Annotated in this window: 29 protein-coding genes; 19 read left to right on the forward strand and 10 right to left on the reverse strand. The window is 32.2% G+C overall.

Annotation, left to right across the window (positions count from 1 at the left end; genetic code table 11):
* The first annotated feature begins 252 nt into the window (after window positions 1-252).
* Complete coding sequence (locus AB0A59_RS03935; protein ID WP_458746663.1) at window positions 253-624, forward strand: hypothetical protein; 372 nt, start codon at window positions 253-255, stop codon at window positions 622-624.
* 406 nt (window positions 625-1030) lie between these two features.
* On the opposite strand, the gene AB0A59_RS03940 is transcribed toward AB0A59_RS03935, so the two are convergent.
* Window positions 1031-1846, reverse strand: a complete 816-nt coding sequence (locus AB0A59_RS03940; protein WP_458746664.1) for an aldo/keto reductase — start codon at window positions 1844-1846, stop codon at window positions 1031-1033.
* 327 nt (window positions 1847-2173) lie between these two features.
* On the reverse strand, window positions 2174-2872 hold the full coding sequence (locus tag AB0A59_RS03945; RefSeq protein WP_458746357.1) for a plasmid partition protein ParG: 699 nt from the start codon (window positions 2870-2872) through the stop codon (window positions 2174-2176).
* Window positions 2873-2922: 50 nt separating this feature from the next.
* Between AB0A59_RS03945 and AB0A59_RS03950 the strand changes: the two genes are divergently transcribed.
* From AB0A59_RS03950 to AB0A59_RS03960, 3 genes are all read left to right on the forward strand, one after another.
* Entirely contained in the window at window positions 2923-3747 is an 825-nt protein-coding gene (locus AB0A59_RS03950) for a class I SAM-dependent methyltransferase (protein WP_458746666.1), read from the forward strand.
* Between the two features lie 112 nt (window positions 3748-3859).
* Window positions 3860-4066: a hypothetical protein gene (locus AB0A59_RS03955; RefSeq protein ID WP_458746667.1), complete on the forward strand. Its 207-nt coding sequence runs from the start codon at window positions 3860-3862 to the stop codon at window positions 4064-4066.
* A 272-nt stretch (window positions 4067-4338) separates the two neighbouring features.
* On the forward strand, window positions 4339-4557 hold the full coding sequence (locus AB0A59_RS03960) for a hypothetical protein (protein ID WP_458746669.1): 219 nt from the start codon (window positions 4339-4341) through the stop codon (window positions 4555-4557).
* Window positions 4558-4842: 285 nt separating this feature from the next.
* Here the strand turns inward: AB0A59_RS03960 and AB0A59_RS03965 are convergent, their stop codons facing one another.
* Both AB0A59_RS03965 and AB0A59_RS03970 read right to left on the reverse strand, forming a co-directional pair.
* A complete protein-coding gene (locus AB0A59_RS03965; RefSeq protein WP_458746671.1) occupies window positions 4843-5007 on the reverse strand; it encodes a hypothetical protein in 165 nt (54 codons plus the stop codon).
* A gap of 414 nt (window positions 5008-5421) precedes the next feature.
* Window positions 5422-6993 (reverse strand): cytochrome P450, encoded by a 1572-nt coding sequence (locus tag AB0A59_RS03970; protein ID WP_458746673.1) that lies wholly within the window; start codon window positions 6991-6993, stop codon window positions 5422-5424.
* A gap of 448 nt (window positions 6994-7441) precedes the next feature.
* Here AB0A59_RS03970 and AB0A59_RS03975 point away from each other — a divergent pair, with 448 nt between their 5' ends.
* Entirely contained in the window at window positions 7442-8233 is a 792-nt protein-coding gene (locus AB0A59_RS03975; RefSeq protein WP_458746675.1) for a hypothetical protein, read from the forward strand.
* A 52-nt stretch (window positions 8234-8285) separates the two neighbouring features.
* On the opposite strand, the gene AB0A59_RS03980 is transcribed toward AB0A59_RS03975, so the two are convergent.
* Window positions 8286-8840 (reverse strand): hypothetical protein, encoded by a 555-nt coding sequence (locus tag AB0A59_RS03980; RefSeq protein WP_458746677.1) that lies wholly within the window; start codon window positions 8838-8840, stop codon window positions 8286-8288.
* A gap of 1397 nt (window positions 8841-10237) precedes the next feature.
* Between AB0A59_RS03980 and AB0A59_RS03985 the strand changes: the two genes are divergently transcribed.
* From AB0A59_RS03985 to AB0A59_RS04005, 5 genes are all read left to right on the forward strand, one after another.
* On the forward strand, window positions 10238-10504 hold the full coding sequence (locus tag AB0A59_RS03985) for a hypothetical protein (RefSeq protein WP_458746679.1): 267 nt from the start codon (window positions 10238-10240) through the stop codon (window positions 10502-10504).
* Window positions 10505-10612: 108 nt separating this feature from the next.
* Window positions 10613-11185: a hypothetical protein gene (locus tag AB0A59_RS03990; protein WP_458746681.1), complete on the forward strand. Its 573-nt coding sequence runs from the start codon at window positions 10613-10615 to the stop codon at window positions 11183-11185.
* Complete coding sequence (locus AB0A59_RS03995) at window positions 11182-11460, forward strand: hypothetical protein (protein WP_458746682.1); 279 nt, start codon at window positions 11182-11184, stop codon at window positions 11458-11460. The genes AB0A59_RS03990 and AB0A59_RS03995 overlap by 4 nt, the downstream gene beginning before the upstream one ends.
* Before the next feature lie 235 nt (window positions 11461-11695).
* Window positions 11696-12412, forward strand: a complete 717-nt coding sequence (locus AB0A59_RS04000; RefSeq protein ID WP_458746684.1) for an esterase/lipase family protein — start codon at window positions 11696-11698, stop codon at window positions 12410-12412.
* Between the two features lie 490 nt (window positions 12413-12902).
* The gene (locus AB0A59_RS04005; protein WP_458746686.1) at window positions 12903-13931 is read left to right on the forward strand and encodes an aldo/keto reductase; all 1029 of its coding nucleotides are present in this window, start codon (window positions 12903-12905) and stop codon (window positions 13929-13931) included.
* A gap of 602 nt (window positions 13932-14533) precedes the next feature.
* Here AB0A59_RS04005 and AB0A59_RS04010 read toward each other — a convergent pair.
* The gene (locus AB0A59_RS04010) at window positions 14534-14674 is read right to left on the reverse strand and encodes a hypothetical protein (protein ID WP_458746687.1); all 141 of its coding nucleotides are present in this window, start codon (window positions 14672-14674) and stop codon (window positions 14534-14536) included.
* 134 nt (window positions 14675-14808) lie between these two features.
* Between AB0A59_RS04010 and AB0A59_RS04015 the strand changes: the two genes are divergently transcribed.
* Together AB0A59_RS04015 and AB0A59_RS04020 are read left to right on the forward strand one after the other, a co-directional pair.
* The gene (locus AB0A59_RS04015; RefSeq protein WP_458746688.1) at window positions 14809-15015 is read left to right on the forward strand and encodes a sporulation protein Cse60; all 207 of its coding nucleotides are present in this window, start codon (window positions 14809-14811) and stop codon (window positions 15013-15015) included.
* A gap of 267 nt (window positions 15016-15282) precedes the next feature.
* The gene (locus AB0A59_RS04020; RefSeq protein ID WP_458746690.1) at window positions 15283-15669 is read left to right on the forward strand and encodes a hypothetical protein; all 387 of its coding nucleotides are present in this window, start codon (window positions 15283-15285) and stop codon (window positions 15667-15669) included.
* A gap of 666 nt (window positions 15670-16335) precedes the next feature.
* On the opposite strand, the gene AB0A59_RS04025 is transcribed toward AB0A59_RS04020, so the two are convergent.
* The gene (locus AB0A59_RS04025; protein WP_458746692.1) at window positions 16336-16560 is read right to left on the reverse strand and encodes a hypothetical protein; all 225 of its coding nucleotides are present in this window, start codon (window positions 16558-16560) and stop codon (window positions 16336-16338) included.
* A 314-nt stretch (window positions 16561-16874) separates the two neighbouring features.
* Between AB0A59_RS04025 and AB0A59_RS04030 the strand changes: the two genes are divergently transcribed.
* Entirely contained in the window at window positions 16875-17291 is a 417-nt protein-coding gene (locus tag AB0A59_RS04030; RefSeq protein WP_458746694.1) for a large conductance mechanosensitive channel protein MscL, read from the forward strand.
* 174 nt (window positions 17292-17465) lie between these two features.
* Complete coding sequence (locus AB0A59_RS04035) at window positions 17466-17636, forward strand: hypothetical protein (RefSeq protein WP_458746695.1); 171 nt, start codon at window positions 17466-17468, stop codon at window positions 17634-17636.
* A 476-nt stretch (window positions 17637-18112) separates the two neighbouring features.
* On the opposite strand, the gene AB0A59_RS04040 is transcribed toward AB0A59_RS04035, so the two are convergent.
* On the reverse strand, window positions 18113-18544 hold the full coding sequence (locus AB0A59_RS04040) for a copper resistance CopC family protein (protein WP_458746697.1): 432 nt from the start codon (window positions 18542-18544) through the stop codon (window positions 18113-18115).
* A gap of 589 nt (window positions 18545-19133) precedes the next feature.
* Between AB0A59_RS04040 and AB0A59_RS04045 the strand changes: the two genes are divergently transcribed.
* Window positions 19134-19580, forward strand: coding sequence for a phosphoribosyltransferase (locus AB0A59_RS04045; protein WP_458746699.1), 447 nt, complete (start codon window positions 19134-19136; stop codon window positions 19578-19580).
* Between the two features lie 368 nt (window positions 19581-19948).
* Complete coding sequence (gene hsp20, locus AB0A59_RS04050) at window positions 19949-20605, forward strand: archaeal heat shock protein Hsp20 (protein WP_458746701.1); 657 nt, start codon at window positions 19949-19951, stop codon at window positions 20603-20605.
* 444 nt (window positions 20606-21049) lie between these two features.
* On the opposite strand, the gene AB0A59_RS04055 is transcribed toward hsp20, so the two are convergent.
* Window positions 21050-21298, reverse strand: a complete 249-nt coding sequence (locus tag AB0A59_RS04055; protein WP_458746703.1) for a hypothetical protein — start codon at window positions 21296-21298, stop codon at window positions 21050-21052.
* Window positions 21299-21937: 639 nt separating this feature from the next.
* Here AB0A59_RS04055 and AB0A59_RS04060 point away from each other — a divergent pair.
* Window positions 21938-22372 (forward strand): hypothetical protein, encoded by a 435-nt coding sequence (locus tag AB0A59_RS04060; RefSeq protein ID WP_458746705.1) that lies wholly within the window; start codon window positions 21938-21940, stop codon window positions 22370-22372.
* A 666-nt stretch (window positions 22373-23038) separates the two neighbouring features.
* The gene (locus tag AB0A59_RS04065; RefSeq protein WP_458746707.1) at window positions 23039-23749 is read left to right on the forward strand and encodes a hypothetical protein; all 711 of its coding nucleotides are present in this window, start codon (window positions 23039-23041) and stop codon (window positions 23747-23749) included.
* 402 nt (window positions 23750-24151) lie between these two features.
* Here the strand turns inward: AB0A59_RS04065 and AB0A59_RS04070 are convergent, their stop codons facing one another.
* On the reverse strand, window positions 24152-24418 hold the full coding sequence (locus AB0A59_RS04070) for a hypothetical protein (RefSeq protein ID WP_458746708.1): 267 nt from the start codon (window positions 24416-24418) through the stop codon (window positions 24152-24154).
* A gap of 364 nt (window positions 24419-24782) precedes the next feature.
* Between AB0A59_RS04070 and AB0A59_RS04075 the strand changes: the two genes are divergently transcribed.
* The gene (locus AB0A59_RS04075; protein ID WP_458746709.1) at window positions 24783-25517 is read left to right on the forward strand and encodes a hypothetical protein; all 735 of its coding nucleotides are present in this window, start codon (window positions 24783-24785) and stop codon (window positions 25515-25517) included.
* The last annotated feature ends 8 nt before the right edge of the window (window positions 25518-25525 follow it).

Here is a 25525-nt window from a genome sequence, read left to right on the forward strand (position 1 = left end):
GCATTTTTTAGATGAATTTTACTTATTTTCAAGGTTATGAAAATTAAGACAGCTCCAAAAATAGATTAGTATGGAATTTCATACTATTTTACCCGGCTATATTTTAGTCATTAATCTCGGTAGAAAAATGGATTAATTATGTGAGTAGATTAATTGCATGATGGTATGAAATATTTCTGAGTCTATGGAACCGGCCTTAGAATAATCCGTGGCAATATTTTTATATTTATTAAGAAAATAGTTACGAATCAAATGGACACCTTTTATCGTGCTACGCTCATTGTTTTAGTTTCTATTGTTGCAATAGGTTTAATTGCAATCCCATTGGGGAATCCCAAATTTATTGATAGGGCAATTATTTTGGAATTATCATTTGTCATACTATTTGTTTTTATGTGGAGAGGATACAATAAAGCGCTGTATGTATGTATCCCGTTATCTATCTTAGTTATTATTGGAAACAGCCTTGCTCCACCACATGTTAATTTGATGATAACCTTTTCTAAACCAATAAATGCAATTATTCTGGTTATTGGTGGATATGTATTACAAGTTGTTCTTATATACACTAGTTTAAGGTCTATATTGAACATAAAATCAAGAGGATCGACTACTGCAGCCTAAATTATGAGAATTACTATACTCTTACCTTTCTACTACTAAGGGAAATTCAACAAAATACAGGTTGTTGAGGGCGTTCAACCATAATGGTATTTGATTATTTTATTGCCTAATCCTTGAATAGAACTGTATAAGGATTTAATTTATTTCACATGTACCACAAAGCCGGTATCTATCTTAGTAACTTCGTTTCAGTTTATAACTATGCTAAATTAATCTAACTAGTAACTGATTTAATATTATGTCCCTTTTTGATTGCAATAATTGTCAATAATGTCTGTATATCAATACAATCTTTATTTTGACAAAAAACAGCTCTTTTAGATGTTATCTTTTGCTAATTAAAAACTACTTACATTTTATGCTAACCAATGGTAAAGCCCTACAAATAGACATATTGAAACTATAGCTAATCCAAAGTAACTGTATGCAAATTCTTATTCAATGAATCTAAAATTTCCATATCTTTTTGATTAATATGGAAGTCAAACACCTGACTGTTTTCTAAAATTCTTTTCTCATGGCTAGATTTTGGAATAACAACTAAATCATGTTGTAAACTCCAACGTACCAGTATTTGTGCAGGGGTTTTGTCATATATTTTTGCAGTTCTCACTATATCCTGGTCATCAAGCCTTAGGCCTCTTGTCAATGGACTATAAGCTTCTATCTGGATTAAATTGCGCTTACAGAATTGTAATAGATCTTTCTGATATAAGAATGGATGAAATTCCACTTGATTAATGGCAGGTACAACATCAGAGATGTGTATCGTTTCTTTCAATTCGTTGATGGAGTAGTTGCTTACTCCAATTACTCTGACTTTTCCACTATTTAGTAGCTTAATCATTGCCTTCCATGTTTCAATAATCTTTCCGTGAACTGGCCAATGTATAAGATAGAGATCCACATAAGATAGACCAAGACGTTTAACGCTAGACTCATATGCCTTTAGAGTGGAATCGTATCCTTGATCGCTGTTCCAGACCTTTGTAGTGATAAAGATATCTTCTCTTTTTACATCACTTTCCTTTAAGGCTGTGCCAACATCTGATTCATTACCATAAATCATAGCAGTATCAAAGTGTTTGTATCCAATTTCCAGTGCGTATTTGACTGCTTTGACAGTCGATTTCCCCGGAGGTATTTGATAAACTCCCAGTCCAAGTCGTGGTATTTGAATTCCATTATTTAATTTAGCCGTAGAATTTAAGGTAAATGACATACAAAATATAACTTTAGATCTGACTTAACTCTATCTATAACAGTCAATCAATCAGGACAACAAAATTTCCCTCCAACTTCTACAAATCAAAGGGAACCTGATATTCACCCAACCTTTATACCATGCGAAATTGAATCTCACAGAATTAAAAAGATTTGTGAAAATCTATCTTGATACAATGAGAATGAAGAAATTTGATCTCTACTCTACCAGAACTCTTTCTCTCCATCTCCCTCTCTCCATCTCCCTCTCTCCATCTTCTTTTGATTTTCACATATTAATTTTAAAACTTTGCTTATTTCGTTTACTTTTTCGTATCTCTTATAATTAACTTAAGAATAATTTATGTATACTCTCTTTAGTCAAATGCAACTTGAATATTTGATCATCATTGAGAATAAACACCTGGTCGTGTGATTCAAACAACTCTATCATTTCTGATGTAGATGCATTGAAAAGATTGGTCATCTCGTAGGCACAAAATACCAGACCCTCTAGTCTATTCTTATCATATTGTTTTTCAAGAGAAATTGCTTCGGAAATTGAAGAAGTTGCAATATCGTTAATGAGAAAATCCACCAAACATATTTCTTTATTATTAGAATTCTGCGATATGTTTTGCAATATGTCTTTAATATGTTTCATTTTATCTTTTTGAGATTGTTTGTACTGTACTATCGTTCCGTCAAACCAATCTAGTTTTTCTAATGCTTCGGTAATTAAAGTATTTGAAGAACGGGCAAAACATTTGAACCATTCGTCTTCTCGAGTCATCTTATCTAATGACTTGATCAAGTGTTGGATAGACTCTTCGTTATCATAAAGAAGTAAATGATGTCTTTTTGGGATTTCATCCTGTTTTTTTAGCCACTGATCCACGGCATCTTTTACAATTGAATTGATGGAGACACCTTTCTTTTTCGATTGATTGCCCAATTGCGAATGAATCTCATCGTCGAAGCCTCGAATTATCAAATTTCGTGTCATATCTTTATTTACCTGGTCGTGTCTTATAAGTGATATCACGCTATCAACTATAGAAAACTATATATAATATGATATCGTGATATCAAACTATGAGCCTTATAAATAAAGAAAGTGAAAAAGAAAAATCTGTGAACACTAAAGCTGAGAATGTTTGGAAACTGGGAGATTACCGTAGCATATCTACAATGCTTCCACCCATTTCTGCTCATTTGGTCAGGTCAATTGGCATCCAATCAGGAGAATCTGTGCTTGACGTAGCATGTGGTAATGGTAACACTGCAATTACCGCTAGGAGAAAGGGTGCAAATGCAACTGGAATTGATATCACATCTGAACTATTGGATCTGGCAGTAGAAGAAGCAAAAATAGCCCAGGTGGATGGAATAACTTGGAAAGAGGGTAATGCCCAGAACTTACCATTTGAAGATGAATCATTTGATGTTGTCCTTTCAACCTTTGGGCATATGTTTGCACCCCAAACTGATCTTGTCAGCAAAGAAATGATTCGTGTAACAAAGAAAGGTGGTAGAATAGGATTTGCAACATGGCCGCCCGAATTGGCCATTGGATCAATATTTAGAGTAAATGGTAAATACCTACCGAAAAATCCTGATACACCGCCTTCACCAATACTTTGGGGGATTCCCGAAGTCGTAAAAGAGAGATTAAATGGAATATCAGAAATCTACTTTGAAAGAGGAACAGCATTATTTCCCATTCTTAGTCCAAATCACTTTTGGGAGTTTATGAGTGCAAAATATGGTCCATTACTTAAAACTATTCAACTATTAAAGAATCAACACAGTACTAATCAAATCAATTTGTTTAGAGATGATTTCCTACGAGCAATAAATCCGTACGTTGTAGAGAATGGTATAAGACTAGGTTACCTTTTGACGGTAGCAAGAAAATAAAGTCTCATTCAATAAACACATTCTTTTTTGTACTTTGAGAACGCAATTTATGAAGGGAAAATTCAGTAGAAATGAATAGCATTATATGTCATAAGATTTAAGCTAATTGTACATGAATAAATTCAATGTATTCGTAGTTTTAAGTATCGTAGCCGCAACATCTTTATTTGCAGGAGTAGCAATGGTAACACCATCTTTTGCACAAGATAACATGTCAATGACAATGGATAACTCCTCAATGCCAATGGATCAAATGGGTAATATGACCATGAGTATGGATAATTCTACCGGTATGACTGGTAATTCAACTACACAATAACTAGAATAATATACCCAAAACAACAAAAACCACTTTTTTTAGATCAATCTTAACAATTAATTATTGTAGGTCAGACTAATCATTGCTGCCATAAGATGCAAATACAAAAATGATATATCTACCTAATATAAATGAGAATTATTGAGAGAAACCATTGATAAACGAAATCAAAGGTTCAATTATTATATTGATAAATATCTTCAGTAGACTCGACATAACAAGTATTTTAACTGTTGTATATTGATTTTATACTATGATAATAATACAGGAACATGAAAATCATCAGTATTATATCAGTTATTAGTATTATGACCGCAATAGCTTTAGTGAATGGCGTAACTCCATTTTCGACTTTTGTAAACGCTCAGACACCTTCTACTTCGGACCTTCCAGCAACTATAGGCAACGAATCCAATTCTGATATGGCCCTGACAAATAACTCGCTACCAGTGGAAAACGCTACTACTGTTAGTCCGGTATTTCCTAAGTAGATGAGTACCCATCGACTTAGCCTTTTATCTTAGTAACGACATTCCGTTAGGATAATATAAGACTGGTGATGTACTGAAGGTACAGTAAAATATAAAGTATTGGAATAACATTCAATTCAATTAGATTAACACTAATTTAGCACCAGTCTGGTATACGATGAGGAAGTTCAAATCTGTTTTATTCTAAAAAATAACGTTGTGATTTGTTACTGTTGCAATTTTGAAATGGCTTTTTTACGTCATCAAAGTTCATTGCTTGATGTACTTCAATATGGCTTCAAATCCTTAGAATAAAGGTTCTATAATAGTAGGAACAATACCTGTACTTGGTAAATCCAAAACAAAGATCATAGTCCTATTTCCACCGATTTCGGTAAAGTAAGATATTTCATAATTAAACTTTTTAATAGATTTCTCAAAATTCATTAAAAAGTTGGGATCCTTGACCATTTGATTACCTGCTGTAGTTGGAATAGTTGCTCTTACTAATACTCTTGTATAATTCTAACTTTAGATCTGTGCCCTTGATAATTAACCTTTCTAAATCTAAACAGCATGTGGAATTTTAAAGTTCTAACACCAGTCATACGATTTGTTGGGTGTTTTTAAGCTACGCATCAGTACCTTCGGAAGGATTAATAATAGATAGACCTATGATAATTGAAACAGTATGCGAGAAAGAAAAGATGGAACCTTTGTTAGTACCATTAATACAATTAATAGGCGACAATGGTTTTATTACAATACATAAAGTGGAGGTTGTATGGTTGAATTCTCTGCCCTCGCGATGCAATTAGAAAATATTTGGTTTTTTTCACTATGGAATTAAAGATAAATCTGTACAATGTCAGTGATTATTTACTTTTAAAATTCATTGTTGGACTTTGTATCAGATCTAGTTGATATTTTCATTCTTATACCATTTTTTGGCCTAAGTGTTACTAGTGGCTGTGGTTTTATATTTGCAATATCTTCCTCCTCAAGTGTAATTTTCCAATTATTGAGAACATTTGCTAACACAATGATGCCTTCAACCCAAGCTAATGGCTCCCCTATGCATGATTTAGGACCACCTCCAAACGGAAAATAGCTAAATCTTGGCATTGAGGCCTTAAATTTTGAAGACCATCTTTCCGGAATAAACTTTTCAGGATCTGAAAAGTACCTGACATCATGATGCATTAGATACTGACTCATTATAATGACTGAGCCAGAAGGTATGGTATACTTTTCATTTAGAGAGTAATCATGTATCGTCTGCCGACCTATGGCCCAAGATGGAGGGTAGAGTCTCATCGACTCCATCAAGACTTTTTCTGTATATTTTAACTTTGATAAATCTTCAAAGGTTATAATTTTCCTGTACCGGCCGTCGTCCTCTTTCTCATCATTTATGATGTTAATTTCATCTAGAATTTTAGATTCTATTTTAGGATTACAAGATAAAAGGTACAAAGTCCAAGTCAATGCGTTAGCAGTCGTCTCATGACCTGCTAAAAAAATCGTCATTACTTCATCTCTAAGCTGTTTGTCAGTCGTTCTTGAAATCTCTTCTTTCTGTTCTTTGGCCTTCTCAAGCAATAATTGTTCATTTTTATTGGTTACTTCATTGTGAGTTAAACTAATAAGGACAGAAAGAATATCTGATTCACTCTGAAGTTTCTGGGAATAATTTTGATTTCTTATCTTAGTATCATTAATTTCCAATTTATTTATTTTCTTGCATTCATTAATAGGTGTTTTTTTCTGATGCAGATCAATTTTACTATAAATTATATTATCTAGTTGATTTAACGCTTTCCTATATTCCAAGGTTAGAGGTATTGGCAGTCTTTCAATAATCCTTAAAAATGGAAGCCTGAGTTTGTTAATATATTCAATAATTAGTGTAATATGATCACTAATTTTATCGATCTCATTTAATGTTAGTACACTATTCCCAAATAGCAATTTACTAATTATAGAAAGTGTTAATTTGGTCATTTCTTTATGGATATTTACTATCATTCCATCTTTCCAGTTTGCATTTGCATATTCAATGCAATGTTCTGTTATTATGTTTCCATAAATCTTTATCTTATCTTTGGTAAATGCTTGCTGGACTATTCTTCTTTGTTTTGAGTGACTTTCGCCTTCATTTGTTATTAATCCGTTGCCAATTACTCGTTTTGCTAACTGCAATCCTGGACTTTTAACAAAATATTGATTGTGTTTTACTAGAATGTTCTCAATAAGATAAGGATCATTTATGAGATATACATGTAATTTGGGTCCCAATCTAAAATGAGAAATATCGCCGTAACTATTGACGATTTCTTTTAGTATTGGTAAAGGATTGGATATGAACTTTATAGCCAGATTGTAAGGAAATATCTCCCGAGGTCCAGGTGGATATATATAATTTCCATTTTTGTTATAATTTGGCTTTACTTTCATGGATTCTATCTATGTTCTAATATACAATAGTATAACTATTTTTGTGGTGTTTTAGCCACTATTGTAAATTTTTTATACCGTCTAATAACTTTGAGCAGTAAATGAGATGACAGTTCCCAGATGCAATAACCCATGTCTGTTATTGTGTAAGAACCATACAGGATCCCTATTCTTTTATAGATGAATAATACCCTTTAAATGATTAGAATTTCAAAATTTAAAATTTGGCCGTATAACATATCCGTCCTAGATCAGTAGCTTCAATGCCCTGTCTAAAAATCATTGACGATACCATGACTTTACGACTCAAAATAATGAATTTAGATTTCATTGCTTTATAGACAATCTTAAATAATTATTAGATTAATACTGTCCACTGATGAAAAAAGTCTGCATTTTAAAGAAGTATCCTTTCAAGTCCTATTGTATTATATTTATTGGAGTTTTTGTGACTGGAGTTCTATCTTGCAATATTGATAATAATCAGTCATTTGCAAGATATGACACCGTGGCATCAAATCATCAAATAAAATTAGAAGAAAGTTATCTGCCCGGAATTATGTATATTGATACGCAAGATGAAATATCTCTTTCCAGGATTTCAAGTGATAGTCCTCCTGCCAATAACAGCAATAGCAACAGCAACATTAATACGTTTCCAGATAATTCGGAATTTAGGCAAGACATTAGTGGAAAGTATAGCAATCCTAAATATGGTATAACAGAATTTGAAATTCCTGCTGGATGGTTTGCAACAGAAGGTATGAACGGAGATAATGGTATAATCCTCGCAATGCATCCTGATACAACCGAAGAATTTTTTACAAAGCTAAATTCTCCTTCAAACAAAGAAACTCTACCCATAATGAATCTAATTGTACAAGACAGAGAAGACCTGCGAGAAAGACAAATATCATCTATATCTAATGCTGAACCATCTTCTCTTTCGACCAAGTGTACAGAATTAACACAAAATTCAACTGCTACAATAAACGATAAACAATTTCAAATATCAACAATGAATTGCTCAACAAAGGATAAAGAGCCCGCACCCGGTGGTATTGATTTTGGTCATGATGAGTCAACAAAGTCTTACAAATATGATTCACCTAATACAATTTACGTCCTACAATTGATATTATCTAGCGAATATTCCCCAAACAAAATGGTAAATGATGTAGACCTTGCTAATTTCCAACCAATAATAGATAAGGCAATTCAAACATTAAAAATAGGATAATAACAAAATGCAAATTCTTTATTAATTAAATGGGGTCAAAAATCATTGCTAACTAGCGAGATGAAGGCGAGCCACTGGATTTTTCTGCAAGGGAGATAGAGTCGTCACCATTAATTTCCTGTTTGACTATTAGTCCTTGCTGCTCAAGTGAGTCAATTATTTGAATTATTGGTATAACTCCTAATCTATGCGAATACCGCTTTTTTAAACTACTAATCGTTACAAAATCTGTATTGAGTGTCAATTCAAATAATAATCTTTGAAATGATTGTGAATACTTTTCCAGATCATTTCTAGATAAAATCCCAAAGGTTTCTGAAGATACCTGATAGTATTCTGAAACTCTGTATATCCCCTCATAGAGGATGTTTAATTCATCTTTTTTATCATAACCAAGTAGTTTGTCTTGAACAAGAATTGGTAGGATACTATTTCTAAACGCTATCTTTGTCATAGGAAAATTGGTATCATCGTCCCATCCGATTTCTGTCCAAACCTTCTCAAATTGGACCTTTTTTCGGACGTCACCATTGACCAATTCAGCTACTCTTTTTAGAAAACTAAATGCATGGTCTTGTTCAACATAGTCCAATTCTGAAACTTTCATTATTAGAGATCTCTAGCATTTTTATTACATTTAAAGATGAATTGACACAATATTTATCTACATTTAAGTGAGTCATCATTTAAATATGCAATGTCTAGAATTCATGTTGATATTAGCGCGATTTAACCAAAGGAGAAATAGATTATTGAAACGATATGAGTATTTTTGAGTTTGGTGATGGCTAAAATATTTACAGGTAATAGACAAAGAAATATTTATTGAACCATGATCAATATAATGTATGTGCTAGTATTTTAAAGTTTTAGATACCTTCTGGCCCATCTATCTTTGACCGGATTAGTGGATATTCGTTATCGAACTATTACTTATATTGATCTTTGGCATGGAACTTATTGAAAATCCTCCAATATGTTCGGAGGAGAAATTCTTAACTCCTAGATAACCCGGTGTTAAATTACTGAACATACTATAAATTTCTTCAGAAATATTTTGACGCGCATAAGTTGTATTAAGGGTATTTATCAAGATCGATATTGTCAATATCAGTAATAGTGAATGATGTATCATCAAAAATATTTATGCAATAAAGGTTAATACATAGCTATGATTTTGCAAATGATATCAAATCATCCAGATTCAAATCCAACTAAATCGTCAATAAGGCCATTCTTGCCAAACTCTTCTTTGTGATAATAATTCGTTTCAGCTGTTCTTCTTTACATGAATTTCCAGTATTCTAAAATCCCAAAATACCTGATTTGATTAATATACTATCAGATCCTTCAGTGTGAATAAAAATATCCTCCATATATATCTGACTTGTCATATATCCATATTGATTAATTATGAGTGATGTTGTTGATTAACTTCAAGATAATGAAATCATTATAACTCGCTTAGTAGAACTCCAAAAAATAGTAGAGGGTTAGATATTTTAGAGACTTCTAAAATAAACCTCTTTGTCTCATTCATAGCAAGTGTCACAAAGCAGATTATGTCTTCAACTTTGTAATTCTCAAATAAATTATTGAATTGTTAGATCTACAAATATTTATTAGTACCATTATTAATATCTTGTACTAGAAACGTCCTACTATAAAATCATGATAAAAAATAAATATATAAAAATACTGTTCTTAAATATCAGCAAATGTTGTTTACTAGCACTAATATATCATAACTAGATATGGAGTCCTTCCTTTGCTAATAATTCCAATATTTTTCTTTTGAATATTTACAACAACCACCATTCTGAGGATAATCCTTTCCAAAGAATTGTTATTGATTGTAACACAATACCAATCGCTTAATAATATTATGGTACTGTATATAAACATGTTAACTCCAGTAAAGGCTGACGTTGAGACACATCAACAACGACCACAAACACATCGGGCATTAGTATTTCAATAAGGGGTGCATTAGGTGTATATGAAGTGGGGGCATGCAAGGCCCTGTATGATAAGCTGAATGAAACTGCTTCAAAAGAGAAGAGTTTTGGAATGATATTTATGCTGATACCGCGCTCTATGAAAGCCCCCTTTTTACATGGTTTTATAGATGCTTCATCATTTTTGAGAGATAGATTTAATGATTTTTGGATGAATGCATTTGAGAGCTTTGATGAATGTTCTTATAACTTTAGAAATAATCCTTATTTTCAATCTTTTCAGTATTTGTGGCCCGACGGACTTGAAAATTAGCGTCGAAAGAATCATTTCGAAGATCTTTTTCATGGCTTCAATTCTCGTACCTTCCAATGGGAATTCACAATGTTTTATCACCTCATACATCAACCCGATTTTCACTTTATGAATCCTTTTAACAATCTGTTCAAGCATGATAATGACTCTTTGACCAAAACCATTAAAAAATACTGGGACTATGAAGAACTCCCAATAAAGCCTGCAGAAGGACGACCAAGATTACTGGGTGTTACTGTTGATGTACAAGATACTACAACAATAATATTTGATAGTTACCCCAAAAAGGAATCCAAAATGTTATCAATTTATGGTAATGATGATATCAAACTAAGACATCAAGTGCGATACGACAAAGGGATTGGAATTGAACATTTGCTTACAACAATCTCTTCACATGTACGACTTAATTTTCCTACATTAAATGCTATAACAGGAGAAGTTGAAAATGATCAAATACTCAAAGGAATAATGTCGCTTCGATCCTTTATGGATGGTTTTTATCCTAGTAATACCCCGCTGAGAGAAGTACTTCAATCGCATCGAAATTATTGGTACAAAGTGACCTATATCCCCAAATTGAAGAAAGAACACCATGGGACCCCGATGCCATCAACAATAGAGTTCAAAATATATTGTTTCATGACAAGACTAAATATGACGAAAAAGTTACGACTATGATATCAGATTACATTAACATTATTAATGAATTGATAGATATAGTTAGGACCAAAGACAAAAACATAACTAAAGATAGTATTTACAGCCAGTTAGAGCAACAATTGAGAGACAGGTTGGTGAGCAATAACAGCGATGAGGGGCCCAGAGATATTAAAAATCTTAAGGGTAGATTTACCATAAATCAGGTACAGCGGGTTGTTTATGGAGATGGTCTAAAGATAGATGATAGTGATGATATTTTTGGCAAAGCATTTGATTTTTCAAAAGACCATTAATTATCTAATCGCGCCGGGAATTAACGATACAATCGCTAAATTCGATCTAAAATATTAATAATGTTATTTTTTATTATCGCTTTATCTAAATATATTTACATAGAAAAGGAGATTATACTATTGGTTATTTAAGGTATTATATGCCACTATTCTTGACTTGAAAAGTAAAATCAGTCTAAAAATTATAGTATTAATACCTTTAATGTTAGTAACATCTATGTGCATGATTGCTTGTTTGCTACCACTGCAACAAATTTTTGTTCAAGTTTCAGCTACTACAAGTAGCAATGTAACCGGACCATTGCCCGTTCTTTTGATACATGGTTATTTATCAGATGCTTCCATATGGAAAAAGTGGGAAGATTTGTTAAAAAAAGACAATATTCCAGTATTCCCAATAACTTTTACGCAAACTGATGATAAATGTGGTTCAGCTGCCGAACATGCAAAAGAATTATCAGATCAACTCGTTAATGTCAAAGACCAGACTGGTCAAAACAAAGTAAACATAGTTGGTCACAGTAAGGGCGGTTTAGATGCAAGGATGTATTTAGCCAATAACACTCAGGATGTTGCCAACTTAATAATGATTGGAACTCCTAATGCCGGTTCTCCATTAGCAGAAAATAATGATATATGTGCACCTGCAGTATACGATCTGAAACCAGGAGCTCCTGATACAAAAGTAAAGGAGAATCAAAATACTCAATATTATACCATTGCAGGTGATTGGAATCCTGATGCAGGAAACTGCGACCTATCACTATTTTCTCCTCTTCAGCAAGGAGGATATAATAGCCTTCCAAAACCCAACGACGGCATGGTTCCAGTATCTAGTGTGGAATCATTAGAATATTCAGATAGCCTTGGTCATAGTAAAAGCTGTCACTCGAATTTATTAAGTGAATATGAATATGGGTTAGCAAAAGATGTTCTCTTAGGAAATAAATAATATCGTAGTGATAGGAAGCCGATCCAATCACCATACTATTAGGAGCGTATATAATTATATATTAACGGTGAAACTGAAGCGATAATGATTAGAAGGTCCTGCGTCGAAATAATTAAAAAATTTTCTAAATACATGAATAAATAATCTAAGAATTTACCCATTGCTTGATAAAACTATATCCGAAAGAAGGAATATTTCTTGCAATTTTTCGCTAAACTAGCCTTATTGTTGTTGTAAAAATATGAAGTTTGATATTTTAGTTTCCTTCTATTAATTAAATATATTTCTAAAAAAATACTTAACAGTATAATATCAATATTATTTATTGCTTTAGAACGTTTATACTTGGAAAAAATAAGAGGTGTCTTATATCGACTATGCACAGATGACTATGATTTTAGTTTCGTGAACTAGAAATATACTTGAATCACAATATTTGTGGTTTTTGTACTTTATATTTGTAATACAAAATGTAAAGTAAACATGGAGAATGAATAATAATAAAAGTGAACAAGGCCACCACTACCAACTAGCTCCTGATTTGACAATTCATAGAATAATCAATGGCATGTGGCAGGTCGCAGGAGGACATGGATATATCGATCATGAATTGGCAATTGAGGATATGATGAAATATCATGAAGCTGGCTTTACTAGCTGGGACATGGCGGATATCTATGGCCCTGCAGAAGATTTTATTGGACAGTTCCGACGGAGATTAAGTGAGATAAAAGGGAATGATGAACTCGGTAGAATTCAGGCATTAACAAAATGGGTACCCCAACCAGAAAAAATCACATATCCAATCGTTAAAGAAAAAATACAGAAATCGCTAAACAGAATGAGTGTTGACTCTTTAGATTTACTTCAATTTCACTGGTGGGATTATAATAATCCTTATTACATCGCCGCTCTCAAATATTTGTCAGACCTTCGAGATGAAGGAATAGTCAAGCATATAGGCCTTACAAATTTTGATACTACACGTATGCAATTTATAATGGATTCAGGGTTACAAATTGTAACAAACCAAATTCAATATTCGATTATAGATCGTAGACCTGAGGTAAAGATGATTTCTTTTTGTAAGGAGCATAAAATTAGACTTCTTGCATATGGAAGTCTGTGTGGTGGCCTCCTATCAGAACGATATTTAAGAAGAACGCAACAGCCATCTGTAATTGAACTAGATACGTTAAGTTTACGAAAGTACAAGAAGATGATAGATAAGTGGGGCGGATGGAGCTTATTCCAAGAACTTTTATCCACTTTGGATGAAATTGCACAAAAATACAATGTGAATATTGCAAATGTAGCAACTCGATATATCCTGGAGAAACCTGTAGTTGCAGGTGCAATTATCGGTGCTAGGCTTGGGATATCTAATCATAGAAATAGTAATGTCCAAGTATTCAACTTCAGTTTGGATAAGTCAGATTATGATGCCATAGATACCGTATGTTCAAAATCAAACAACTTGTTTGACATGGTGGGAGACTGTGGTGATGAGTACAGATAATGATTTTTAGCCTAAATATTCTCATTAAACAGTTTGGAATGTTGTTCCAATTTGGGAGTAGTAAGCAATATGTAACTCTCGCTCAATATTAGCAACATACTATGATTAATGATTCATTGGATTATTGATTTTTCATAATCCTTATTTTTTAAAAGTGGATGCTTTTGAAGATTATCTAAACAATCTACTTATTTAGATCCGTAGAGTATCATAAGTCACCAATTGATGGATAGTAATCTCAGGAAATAATAAATTAGACAAAAATGTAATAAAAGTAAGTTTTAATCCCTATAGTTACAGAAATAATACATATTACGAAGGAGAGGATTACGAAAAGTACATTTCGTAAGGACCTTAATTAAAAATCATATTTTTTGGATATATTTTTACATGTTAGATATTATTTATAATTTATAATTTATAATTTATAATTTATAATTTATAATTTATGCGACCTCTGTGGATATCAACACGATTTTCACAAAACAAACATCTATCATAGTAACTGTTCTAATATGCAATTCGAATTGACGCAATTTTCAAATATTTAATTTACTAGAATAGGAATGGTCAATATACTTGTTGATAAAAAAAATTATAGCTTATTTTCTATTAGATGTTTTTCCATCAACTCTTTTCAGGGATATGACATTGCTATCATGATTTGTTAATTTTCCATAGGATCTAGTCCTGAGAATTGAACCATCCCCATCAGCACCACTACATGGTGATTTGTCATACATTATTACAATCGTATTAAAATACTGTTGACCTGTCAATAGGAGAACTAATATTATCTTTAGACTATCAATCTATGGTATTAAATCGAAGATTTTATATCAATAAAACATCTTATTGAAAATAAGGCGATTTGAATATGACCAGTGTAAAGTTCTATAATAACCAACGACTCTCCGATATTGAAAAAAACATTAATGAATTCCTTAAGAAAGAGGGGGTGAAGCAGTTAATTGACATTAAATTTAATGCTCTTAATAAAAACGGCATTGATGAATATACTGCTTTGATTATTTATGAAGAAAATATGCAGCCAGGCAAGGAAGATCCTCAAATGTACGAATAGTAATAGATCCTCTACATAGGATGTCCCAATCACTATTACTATCTTCAAAGTTCTCAATAGGCACAGTTTTGATATTATTTGGCATAATATTTCTTTTTCACTAGGGATGAAGTATCTCTACTAAACAAACTTATCATATAGGACAAAGATGGAAAGACTGACAATATATTAGGTCGACCGGGCAAGACGCATTCAGTCGAATCGATTTAAATTCTAGGGAGATGACGTTATAAAATTGCTATATATTATTAAATAGGAAGATCTACTATGTTAACTATATTCGTAAATCAAGAAAAAGTTAATAGTAAAACGTCGGACAAAGACTATATCCATTCCAATAAAAAAGGGAAATATGCGACTTCAACTGAAAATCGGAGGTTGGTATGGGAATATATTGTGTGGCCCCTTATACTAAAGATTAACAGAAATTATTTTACACCAGGCGAATATCACACAATCAGAAACAAAGTTTCATTAGAAAAGAATATTCCTACTTCAAAGGTGTCTGGAGGGCTGGTATCACTATTGCTTAAAGGAATCCTCACTCAAGATAAGAAATATTATTCAATTCATTACAAATTAATTCCTTATATGAGAATAAAATCCCATCTGGACTATGGAACAGTTTTAAGAGAAATTTGTTCTAAAAAATGATATATATTTAGTGGTAAATTAGTCTTGAATTCCTTCAGCTATGTATATGCATTTTTTTCTTCTTCATAATTCACTAAATGATTGATTATTGTCACGACCTTGCAGTATCCTAATCATACTGCCAATAGATTAACGCTTGACTCTTTTAAATGACAAATATTTTGCAAACTTGATTTACCTGATTAGATAACACAAGCAGATACAATTTGATTTGCATATAGCAGAACCTGCTAGAAGAATTATCTAATAAGATTTTTATAGAGAAAATACTGTGAATAGTTTTAATAGGTTAATGACTTTAAATATACAAAAAGAATATCTTTAACTGTAAAGTAAACATATTGATAAAACTAGATTAAACTAATTCAAATAGTGATTCTCACGGTGAGGTAGAGGTTTAGGATTGGGGTTAAGTGTTCATTCACAAATATTCCCCAACATTTTTTCAAAGTTTGTATCCAATTTTGACATTGACTTGTTCTGAAATGTATATTTTGAAAAAAATATTATCAAACTCATAGAGGTAATATTGACTCAAAATCACGACAATAATGATGAAAAGGATGCAACATTCTCATTTGGGTTACCCTTAAACAAATGATTACATGCCTACCAGTCAATGTGTACAAGTTTATTATAATAAATGTATGTAGTATAATAACTACATTACATGGGAGACGGCAAATTATTGTCTGACTCACCCGAATTATTTTCTAGCGGATTGGTTGCGTTAAACTTTTCCCCTATTGTTAAAGTTGGATTATTTGGATAAGTTAGATTTGAAGAATTTTCTATTGAAGATTGTGATGCTACTAGAATTATAGACTCGGTATTAAAAGATGCCGATACACTGAGAATTCCCACAAATATTAAGATAGTAGCTTTAATCATATGTTCATAATGCTAACATAATATAAATAATTACAAGATATTGATTAGCATGATTTGTTTTTTTTATTTAGATATTTCTACATGTATGAGCTTTTGTAATCTTGATGGATGAAGTTACACTGGTGTTTGCTAACAAATCGGATTGCAAATGTTTTAATGAGTTCAATCCAATCAATATCTAATTTAGTAACGAAATTTTAGATGGGTATACTAGAAATGCTAATTTGCAGTACCATCCACCCAACCATTAAAGAACTACAATTATCTTAGTAAATGATTACTAAAAAATATTCAGATATCATTTATTTCTAGTTTTGAAAAGATACCCATTGAGTAATGATGATATAAAGAAGAGCGAGCAAAATGATGAAGTGTTGATAGTAAAAAAAACACTCGCTCAAGAATTTTTTGACTTTTTAAAAACGTTTGGTGTAATTGGACTAGCATTAGCCTTTGTCGTAGGTCAGGCCGCTTCTGGACTAGTAACTTCATTAGTAAATGACATCATAAATCCTCTGATTGGTCTATTTTTGCCTTCGGGAAATCTGGATGCCATGTCCGCCAAAGTGATTAATATATCAGGCGAGCTTACAGAGTTTAGATACGGTCATCTTGTATCAAGTATTATCGATTTTCTGATCATTGCTCTTGTTGTATTTATCGCCTATAAGCAACTGTCGCGATTTAAACTGGTAGATGAAAAAACTTTAGCTCAGAAGAATAATCTTTAATATTTATTTTGAGTGGTTTCCTGTACAAGTCTAATTTCTCATTTTGTGGAATAGTCAAATCCGAAATGTATGTCTGTCCTTATGAGTTCAACTTAAGAATTTAATGATAGTTATTCTGAAAATATTCAATTTTCATCTTAAAAAGGAGAAATACTAGTACTTTTGGTAGGGATTATGGAAAATCACTCAATCAAACACACTGCTGGTTCTGTTATAATCAAACAATTTTCTGAACCCCCACCTAATCCGGAGCCTTACCCTACCCCTGATCCACGACCTCAGCCTACACCAGAACCCGTACCGGAGCCTAGTCCAGCACCAAATCCGGAACCTGAACCATACTAATAGACTACATATTCTTAGCTTATGAGGTCTCTGTTCTTAGCCTAGTTTGTTCTCTCCTTCTATTTTAATTCCTTTTTAATAATATCCTTAATCAATACAAAATAGATAAAGCGCAAATGTCTAGAATTATTCTATAGTCGGATTTACATTAAATATGCTGTTAGCAGGAATGTGTACTAAAATAAAATATCCATTATTTTTCCTCATCTCAATGTTTGAATGAATTTCTTGAACCGGAAAAGACATTAAAAAAGTTAAAAATGTATGAGTTCTGTTCCTGTGGTCACATCTTCTTTATTATTAGGAAGATATAAACCAAGAATAAAAAACAGGTTAAAAACAGAATCGGTTTAGATGTATTCATGTTCTAGCCTATTCTATCTCGATGCTCAAAAAGAATTATTATTATATTATTTATTTCAGAATTTACATTGTTTCTAACTCTATATCGACTCTTTCTCCTTCAGGTCTATTAATTAGTTTTCGTCTCGAGTATATGAAAAAACATAAGAACCTTTAGTAATGAAGCCATCATCTTTGGATAGAACTAACCAATTGATAGTATAATCACCAAATATTAATTTTGACTTATTCAATTTTACAGTAAGTACTTTCTCAGAATCGCCTACCTTGAGGTCATTATTGTCTATCCTTGTATCATTAAAATCGGTGACACGTATGATACTCACTTTTAATTCAGGCCTCTCGCTAAAAGTAATGATTACTTCGTCAGGTATTACTTGAGTAGAATTGATAATTTGATTAGGTTGAGGTTGATAGGCAATAGGACCAGCATGACCACTCACGGGCATTAATAACATGTAATTTCCTTTCATATACAAAATAGTAGATAATATAATAACTAAAATGAACGTCTTATTATTACTGATACTATTCTTTAGTTTCATTGTTCTACCCTTCGACAAAGTCTTACTGTCTTTTATAATACAATTACGGGTTTGTATATTTATAAATTTTAACTCTTTATCTATGGACCATCTGCTACTTACATTCTTTAACCAAATTTATACAAAATATTTGTCATTTAGGTGTTCAAAAATCATATTCTTTTTACTTGCCAATCTCTTTGAAAAGAGTCAGCTGAAGGTCGTTATGAATGTTTGTTGAAATAGTTGAAATAGAGTAAGCAACTGATTATCCAGGGTTCCTCAAAAGGGTTCATGATGAGCTCTCATTTGGGTTGTAAAAAGGTCCGTATAACCTCTCAACAAAAAATAGCACCTGATCTAGAAATTATATTTGTTTGTCCTCTACTTTATTGACCTGGTGATATCACATACATATATAGAATATACTCTACCCAACATATTGATTTTTTATAGTCATCTGTAAATACCAATTCGCTTCAAGTTATTCCTAACGTGTATCTTATCTAAACATATGGAACTATATACATTCTTAATAGAAGAAGCATAAAAACGAAATTATGATTCTTAATATTATTGTATTTGTTATAGCTAATAGTATAATAGGAATTTGAAGTTTAAAAAAAAAGGAGTGAACGAAAACAGCTCCCCTAGAGAGTATTGCAGTTGGGAGGAAGTCGGATTATTGACAAAGGTAGTTGCAACTAAAATACAAAGTTTAAACAAAAAGTATGATGTGATCCTAGGAATAACCAATGGTGGAATCATTCCAGCTAGGATGATGGCCCTCCATCTTGACATACATCATATTCAATTTATACCAGTTAGAAATAAAAATCTGTATACTGAAGAAATGCCTCAATTAACGACCGATAAGAAATATCTTGTAGTGGATGAAATATACGATACTGGTGAAACATTTACTAAAGTGCACCATGCAATGCGAATTATGAGAAGATTCAATGATACTAATGGCAAAGACACAGCATTTATCGGAAAAATATTGAATCATGACAAATGGATTATTTTCCCATGGGAACGAAAAATATTATCATAGTATAGATACTTACATCATCAGAAATACTTTTAGTTTAACAAATAGAAATGAATTGCATTAACGCTCAGGTCACGTACGAAACTATAAGAACCATAGCCTTTTAGGAGATTGGATAGTTGAACAAAAAGTATGATTAAAGACAATAACAATAAAGATGATAATCACGTCACAGTCTAGAGGTAGAATGTCTACTACTATAATGATTTGTAACTTGCTCTTACGCCATAACGAAATTAATACCTACAAAACATACCTGTTTCTGTAACGACAAGATTTCCATTCGACTTTGACCATGATGCCGAAATAAACATTAATTAACAAATAGACCATCATGGATAATAAACTATGTTAATTATATGGCCAGTACAATGAGTAATAGAGATCTAAACCCTTTTGACTGGTATAAAAATTTCTTTGCAAGACATATAGACAAAAATAGAGAAAGGTTTTTCGATGATTACTTTTCCGGCTTTGAGAAGATGCAAGATGAAATGGAGAGGATATTTAAGCAATTTAATAATATCCAATCCAATGCACCAAAAGAATTAGTAAGAGAATATCAAAAGCCTGATGGTACCAAAGTGCGAGAAGTAGGACCGATCGTATATGGATATTCGATGACCATTGGACCAGATGGCAAGCCACATATAAGCCAATTTGGAAACGTTAAAAACTTTGCGGGAGGATCAAATGAACATGAATTAAATCTCTCAGGTATTGGGTCAGGACCAGCCTTAACAGCAGAAAGAGAACCTTTAGCCGATCTAAATATCACTGATAAGGAAATTAAAGTTATAGTGGAGATGCCTGGAGTAAAAAAAGAGGAGATTAAAATAACTGCGATAGAGGGTACGGTAGAAATCACAACTACTGGTTATCAAAGAAAATATTATAAAACTGTAGAAATACCACCTGAAGCAGATATCGATTCAGCTAGCTCTACCTATAACAATGGAATATTAGAAATTGTTTTCAACAAAAACGAAAATATTAAGCCAAAAGGTAAGGAATTAAAGGTAGAATAATGTCACACTATAACCATACTTTTTCATGTTGTATGTGTTCCTTTCGTTAAAAAATGATTTAAAATGGCAAGTGTAAAGTGCTACAAGAATTATCAAACTAATATTGATGATCTCTATAATCATATAAAGAAAGAACTTTAAAAGGGGTCATCTGCAAAAAACTGCAGTCAATGGATCGCCAGTGGGTTAGCTGGTGCTTTAATAGATATCGTCATACAATCTTTTTCTAAAAAAAATTAGGAAAAAAATGCATCATATAAGTGAAGAGATTGATCCCTACCATGGCCCTGTTCTTTCTCGTGCGGTCATGACTGATCGGCTTCAGTTGATTCTTGAGAGAGCTTACAGCTAGCCTTACAAATAGATCTGTCGATTATATGAAGTTAGATAGGGACGAAGATAATTTACCTAGTCCTTGAGACTGCTTTACTGGTTCCTTTGTTTCTAATATGCTGCATTAAATACCGAAGCCGGAGGCCGGACGGTATCGCCTTCAGATTTATTAGGTACTTCATTGCAATTGGATTTCTGTCCTGTTTCTAGATACATATCGCACTCAAGGCATTTCACATTGCCGTCTGGTCCATAACAACATGTTTCTTTGCTTGTACCATTATCAAACTTACGATTAAGAAAAGTATGTTTGCTATTATCTAGTGCTAATACTTCGTTTGAGGATGAAATATTTGTCAAAAACAGGGCCAGGATAGCTAAAATACATTTTGATAGGAACGTTTTATTTATGTTTATTTTTTTTATTTAATTCATGATCCTACTTCTAATAAAATCATAAATCTTTTGCCAATAATTTTCGATATTCTTTGATTTCATTCTCTTAGAATAATAGTTTACTTGGAACAAAAATATTAATTTAGACTATAACATTACAATCATCCTATTAGCTGACAAAAGTATGATTATGTCAACCATATCGATTTCTATTTTGTGTTTATATGTATATGTTATTTTCCTTTAGCTGTTTATCGCCTACCAGTTTCTTGTCATATAGTGCTTATTTCAAAGGTCATATATCAAAAATGTCTCTTTAAACGGAACGCTATATTAATTAAATTGCTTAAACAAAATCCGATATGTTCTTAGATTTATAAATATACAAATAAGAATTAAGTCTGCATACACTAAATTGGCTGCCAATGGATTTAACGTGGTAAATATGGGTCATCTTGGTCCGATGATCCAAAAAATGAAATACTCTAATGATGGTATCCTCTTGAACACCATCTGATAATAATCAGGTGCGGTACTTTACTACAAATTTCATAATCACTATAATATTTTCATCTATTTATAAGATGTTTAATAAGAATTAATGTGAGTTCAAAAATTGAATGGAATGATGTAATCAGAAAGGAAGCAAGAGGGATAAATGATGAAGATCTTGGAGAGGTGCAAGAAGTGTCAAACGGTTTTATCGTAGTACAAAAAGGGATAATTAACAAAGAAAAGTTTTTTATCCCAAAGGACAAGGCCGAGAGCTTTGATGGTAAAATTCTTCAATTTAAAGTATCAAAGGATGAAGTCTCAAACAATTATCAGAGAGACACTTATCCGGAACCTACCCATCAAGATGAGTCCGATAAAACATCCACTATCAGGAAACCCGAAAAAATAACTATAGATGTGATCGAAGAAAAATTAGACATTTCTAAAAGAGCTGAAGGAAGTCACGTTTCACACGTCAAGGAATCAGTGAAGGAAATAAGAACAGTTCAAGTTCCAGTGGTTCTTGAGGAGATATCTAAATAGAGAAAACCCCATACAACAAAACAAACTGTTACTTCTCAAAAACCAATAACTTCAGGAAAGGAGATGAAAATGGACCTAACGCAGGAAAAGATAGAGATGTCCAAAAATCTATAATTAAAAGATAGTGATAGAAAAGAGCTAAATTACAGAAACTAGGCAGGTCACTGAATAGATCAGTTCAGAAACCGGATTCAAATAATAAAACGACAAACAACACATATTATCTCTGTAAACCGTTGAATTGGTAATAAATTTAGAAACTTAGATGTCCGTTAATAAATTGCGTATTGACAAGTTATCAGAATCCAACCGAATCTAATAACGATTTTATCAAACTTTAAGATAATTTGTAACCAAGTAAAACATACTACTTAATATTTGAAAAAGATGCAAACTGAAAAGAATAATTATGTAATTTGATAGATTTATGAAAATATCGGATTTTTTTATAGAATTATAATGTAGACATTTTATTAGATAATATGATTGATTACAAATTCAAAATAGTCTGGCAGGCATCATATTATTGACTAGTTTCTAATTATGTATGCAATTTTAAATATCGTCCAATAGATTTACAAATTTTTAATTCAAATACCACTCTGAAGTTAATCAGTATTTTAAGTTATTTGTGATAGTTATATAGTTTATTCTCAATTAGGATCTATGAATAACCCTAACAATGATAGTAGTAGTTTTGATTGGAAGAATAATAGTATAGATTGGAAAGATATTTTAAAAAAAGAAGCTAGGGGCTATGACAAAGGAGATGATTTGGGAGAAGTTCAAGAACTGGGTCATAATTTTGTAGTGACATTAAAAGGAAGAATAAGCAAGCACAAATTCTATCTACCAAAGCATTTGGTGAAAGGTTATGATGGTGAAACTTTATGGTTTAATATAACTCAACAAGACGCTGAAGATAATTTCAAAAAAGATAATCCTCCAAAAGAAGGAGAATATTCTAGGTATGAATCCGCTTCTGTAACGCAACAGCCCTCTGATTCAAATTCTTCATCTATTAGTCCAGGAGACAATATTGGTAGATCGTCAACTGGTAACATTAATCTTAATGAACGCCTTCCTTTGATAGAGCGAGGCAGCCAGGTTTCAGGTTCTAATAAGAAATTCAATAAATCAAAGACAGCTGTGGAGGATTGGGATTCAATAATTCATAAAGGTGCTAGAACGGGGGAAGGGCTAGCCATAGGAAGTGTAACCGCCGTTAATGCAGATTTTATAATTATCACTTCTGAAGGAGCACGAGAAGAATATAGTATTCCTAAAGGTGAAGTCGATTCATATAATGGTTCAGAAGTCATTTTAAATATCTCCAATGATCGACTAAGTCAATTTAAGGTAAAGGTCCCTAGGTAAAGGTCAAGTTAGTAACAAAGTTGGTATACTCAACGAAAGGAGATTATAATTTTTGTCTCTATTACTACTTCTATCTATATAGTTACTTACATAATCAAATAACTGGAAGGTGCCTCCTTGGTAAAATAAATTGGAATCCTAGGAATGTTTTAAGATAGGTTCTTACTACTTTGTATCCTAGTATCCAAACTATTGCATTAGAGTATAATGGAATTGATAATCACTTTACAGGAAATAATATAAGTACTCTCATGAGTTATATCATTAGTCATAAATGTATTTAATTCTCTAATTCTCAATTAATAAATGTTGAGTTCTCACTGAAAAGAGTGTCGAAGTAAAATAACCTTATAGATTTATAAGAATTTGGTAAGGTTTTCATTCAATCTAAGAAAAATTTATTTAAGGACTTGAACCATTAACTAAGTCTTTAAGTCCTTCAAAAATTCCTCCAGTAGCATTTGAAAGGGCTTCGCCAGTCTCATTGACAGCACCACCCAACCCTTCAGTTACATTTCCGGCTGCTTCGCCAGTCTCATTGACTGCACCCTGGGCATTCTCTCCTGTTTGATTGACTTGAGTTGTATTTTGAGCAAAGGAGTTGACACCCATGCTTCCAAGAGAAAGAACTAATGCCATACATATCATGAAAATTGTTGCATTCTTCATTTCTAAAAGGAAATAAATAGTAATATATAAATATTATGTTAATAGGAATATTTCGACCATGGGAATCAACCAAGAACCATGTCAAAAAAGCCGTTCTCTTTCTGAGATTGAATCCTGATCTCTGATAGTAAACGTTAAGATAAGCGTTATGATAGAAAATCATATTTTTGCTTTCTCACTTCGTATTATGAAGCTACAGTCTATTGACAGGCATTATCATTCCAAGGCAATATGAGTTTAAAGTTAAAATTATATTCTATTCTATCTGATATTTTAGAATATAACATGTGAAGCCCTTATAACGTCTGCTTCATCTAGGAGGTTGAATGTAGATAATTATAAGTTATCATGACCTTTCTGTTATATGAACAACACTTTCAAAGAAAATGGCGATCCCAAAGACAACAAAGATAGCCAACAATCGTATAACGATACTCTATCAACCAGTTCCGACATGCAAGATGAACAAATTGTAAGCCAAATTCCACTCTATTGCGAAGATTTTGAACTAACAAAAAAAGAAGTAGAAACTAACATCCAATTGGAGAAAACATGGGTACACACGACAAAGAAAATTGAAATCCCAATAAAATACGAAGAGATCCTACTCAACGGCAAAGAATTCGGTTCTTATGACCAAAAAGAAATAGTGGAAATGCTATCAAAGATAAAGGATAAAATTTCACATGTTTTTCATCATGATGAAGAGCATAAAAAAAACAATAATGAAGATTCTCGACCGGATAAGAAGTCTGACAAGCAGCAGCAGCAGCATGATAACCGTGATCCTTCTCATGAAAATAGGGAATTAGAGATTCATTATACTAAACAAGGTTCAAAAAAAGAAAAAGTCGATTCGCCATCAACTCCATTGGTATCACCAAACGGCTACAATACTAATCAATTCGAAAAAGTCATTCCTTTATGGGGCGAAGAAATAACTATCAATAGAAAATTAGTCAAAATGGGGGAGATCATTATTAGAAAATATCAAGTTAGTGAAAATCATGATATACAAGTTGAATTAAATAAAGAGAAATATTCGATAAAATATCCTGATGGTTTTGATATTAATGAAAAATATAAAACCTTGACCTAATTGTTATC

Source organism: Candidatus Nitrosocosmicus sp. T, assembly GCF_054408485.1.

What these genes read in the sequence shown, in the direction of transcription:
- AB0A59_RS03980 (WP_458746677.1), bottom strand. Translation starts at nt 8,840, where the DNA reads ATGAAAGTTTCAGAATTGGACTATGTTGAACAAGACCATGCATTTAGT.
- AB0A59_RS04025 (WP_458746692.1), bottom strand. Translation starts at nt 16,560, where the DNA reads ATGATTAAAGCTACTATCTTAATATTTGTGGGAATTCTCAGTGTATCG.
- AB0A59_RS03960 (WP_458746669.1), top strand. Translation starts at nt 4,339, where the DNA reads ATGAAAATCATCAGTATTATATCAGTTATTAGTATTATGACCGCAATA.
- AB0A59_RS04020 (WP_458746690.1), top strand. Translation starts at nt 15,283, where the DNA reads ATGTTAACTATATTCGTAAATCAAGAAAAAGTTAATAGTAAAACGTCG.
- AB0A59_RS03940 (WP_458746664.1), bottom strand. Translation starts at nt 1,846, where the DNA reads ATGTCATTTACCTTAAATTCTACGGCTAAATTAAATAATGGAATTCAA.
- AB0A59_RS04010 (WP_458746687.1), bottom strand. Translation starts at nt 14,674, where the DNA reads ATGTATGACAAATCACCATGTAGTGGTGCTGATGGGGATGGTTCAATT.
- AB0A59_RS04035 (WP_458746695.1), top strand. Translation starts at nt 17,466, where the DNA reads ATGGAAAATCACTCAATCAAACACACTGCTGGTTCTGTTATAATCAAA.
- AB0A59_RS03950 (WP_458746666.1), top strand. Translation starts at nt 2,923, where the DNA reads ATGAGCCTTATAAATAAAGAAAGTGAAAAAGAAAAATCTGTGAACACT.
- AB0A59_RS04065 (WP_458746707.1), top strand. Translation starts at nt 23,039, where the DNA reads ATGAATAACCCTAACAATGATAGTAGTAGTTTTGATTGGAAGAATAAT.
- AB0A59_RS04015 (WP_458746688.1), top strand. Translation starts at nt 14,809, where the DNA reads ATGACCAGTGTAAAGTTCTATAATAACCAACGACTCTCCGATATTGAA.
- AB0A59_RS03955 (WP_458746667.1), top strand. Translation starts at nt 3,860, where the DNA reads ATGAATAAATTCAATGTATTCGTAGTTTTAAGTATCGTAGCCGCAACA.
- AB0A59_RS04070 (WP_458746708.1), bottom strand. Translation starts at nt 24,418, where the DNA reads ATGAAGAATGCAACAATTTTCATGATATGTATGGCATTAGTTCTTTCT.
- hsp20 (WP_458746701.1), top strand. Translation starts at nt 19,949, where the DNA reads ATGAGTAATAGAGATCTAAACCCTTTTGACTGGTATAAAAATTTCTTT.
- AB0A59_RS04005 (WP_458746686.1), top strand. Translation starts at nt 12,903, where the DNA reads ATGAATAATAATAAAAGTGAACAAGGCCACCACTACCAACTAGCTCCT.
- AB0A59_RS03995 (WP_458746682.1), top strand. Translation starts at nt 11,182, where the DNA reads ATGATATCAGATTACATTAACATTATTAATGAATTGATAGATATAGTT.
- AB0A59_RS03990 (WP_458746681.1), top strand. Translation starts at nt 10,613, where the DNA reads ATGAATCCTTTTAACAATCTGTTCAAGCATGATAATGACTCTTTGACC.
- AB0A59_RS03935 (WP_458746663.1), top strand. Translation starts at nt 253, where the DNA reads ATGGACACCTTTTATCGTGCTACGCTCATTGTTTTAGTTTCTATTGTT.
- AB0A59_RS04040 (WP_458746697.1), bottom strand. Translation starts at nt 18,544, where the DNA reads ATGAAACTAAAGAATAGTATCAGTAATAATAAGACGTTCATTTTAGTT.
- AB0A59_RS03965 (WP_458746671.1), bottom strand. Translation starts at nt 5,007, where the DNA reads ATGGTCAAGGATCCCAACTTTTTAATGAATTTTGAGAAATCTATTAAA.
- AB0A59_RS04075 (WP_458746709.1), top strand. Translation starts at nt 24,783, where the DNA reads ATGAACAACACTTTCAAAGAAAATGGCGATCCCAAAGACAACAAAGAT.
- AB0A59_RS03970 (WP_458746673.1), bottom strand. Translation starts at nt 6,993, where the DNA reads ATGAAAGTAAAGCCAAATTATAACAAAAATGGAAATTATATATATCCA.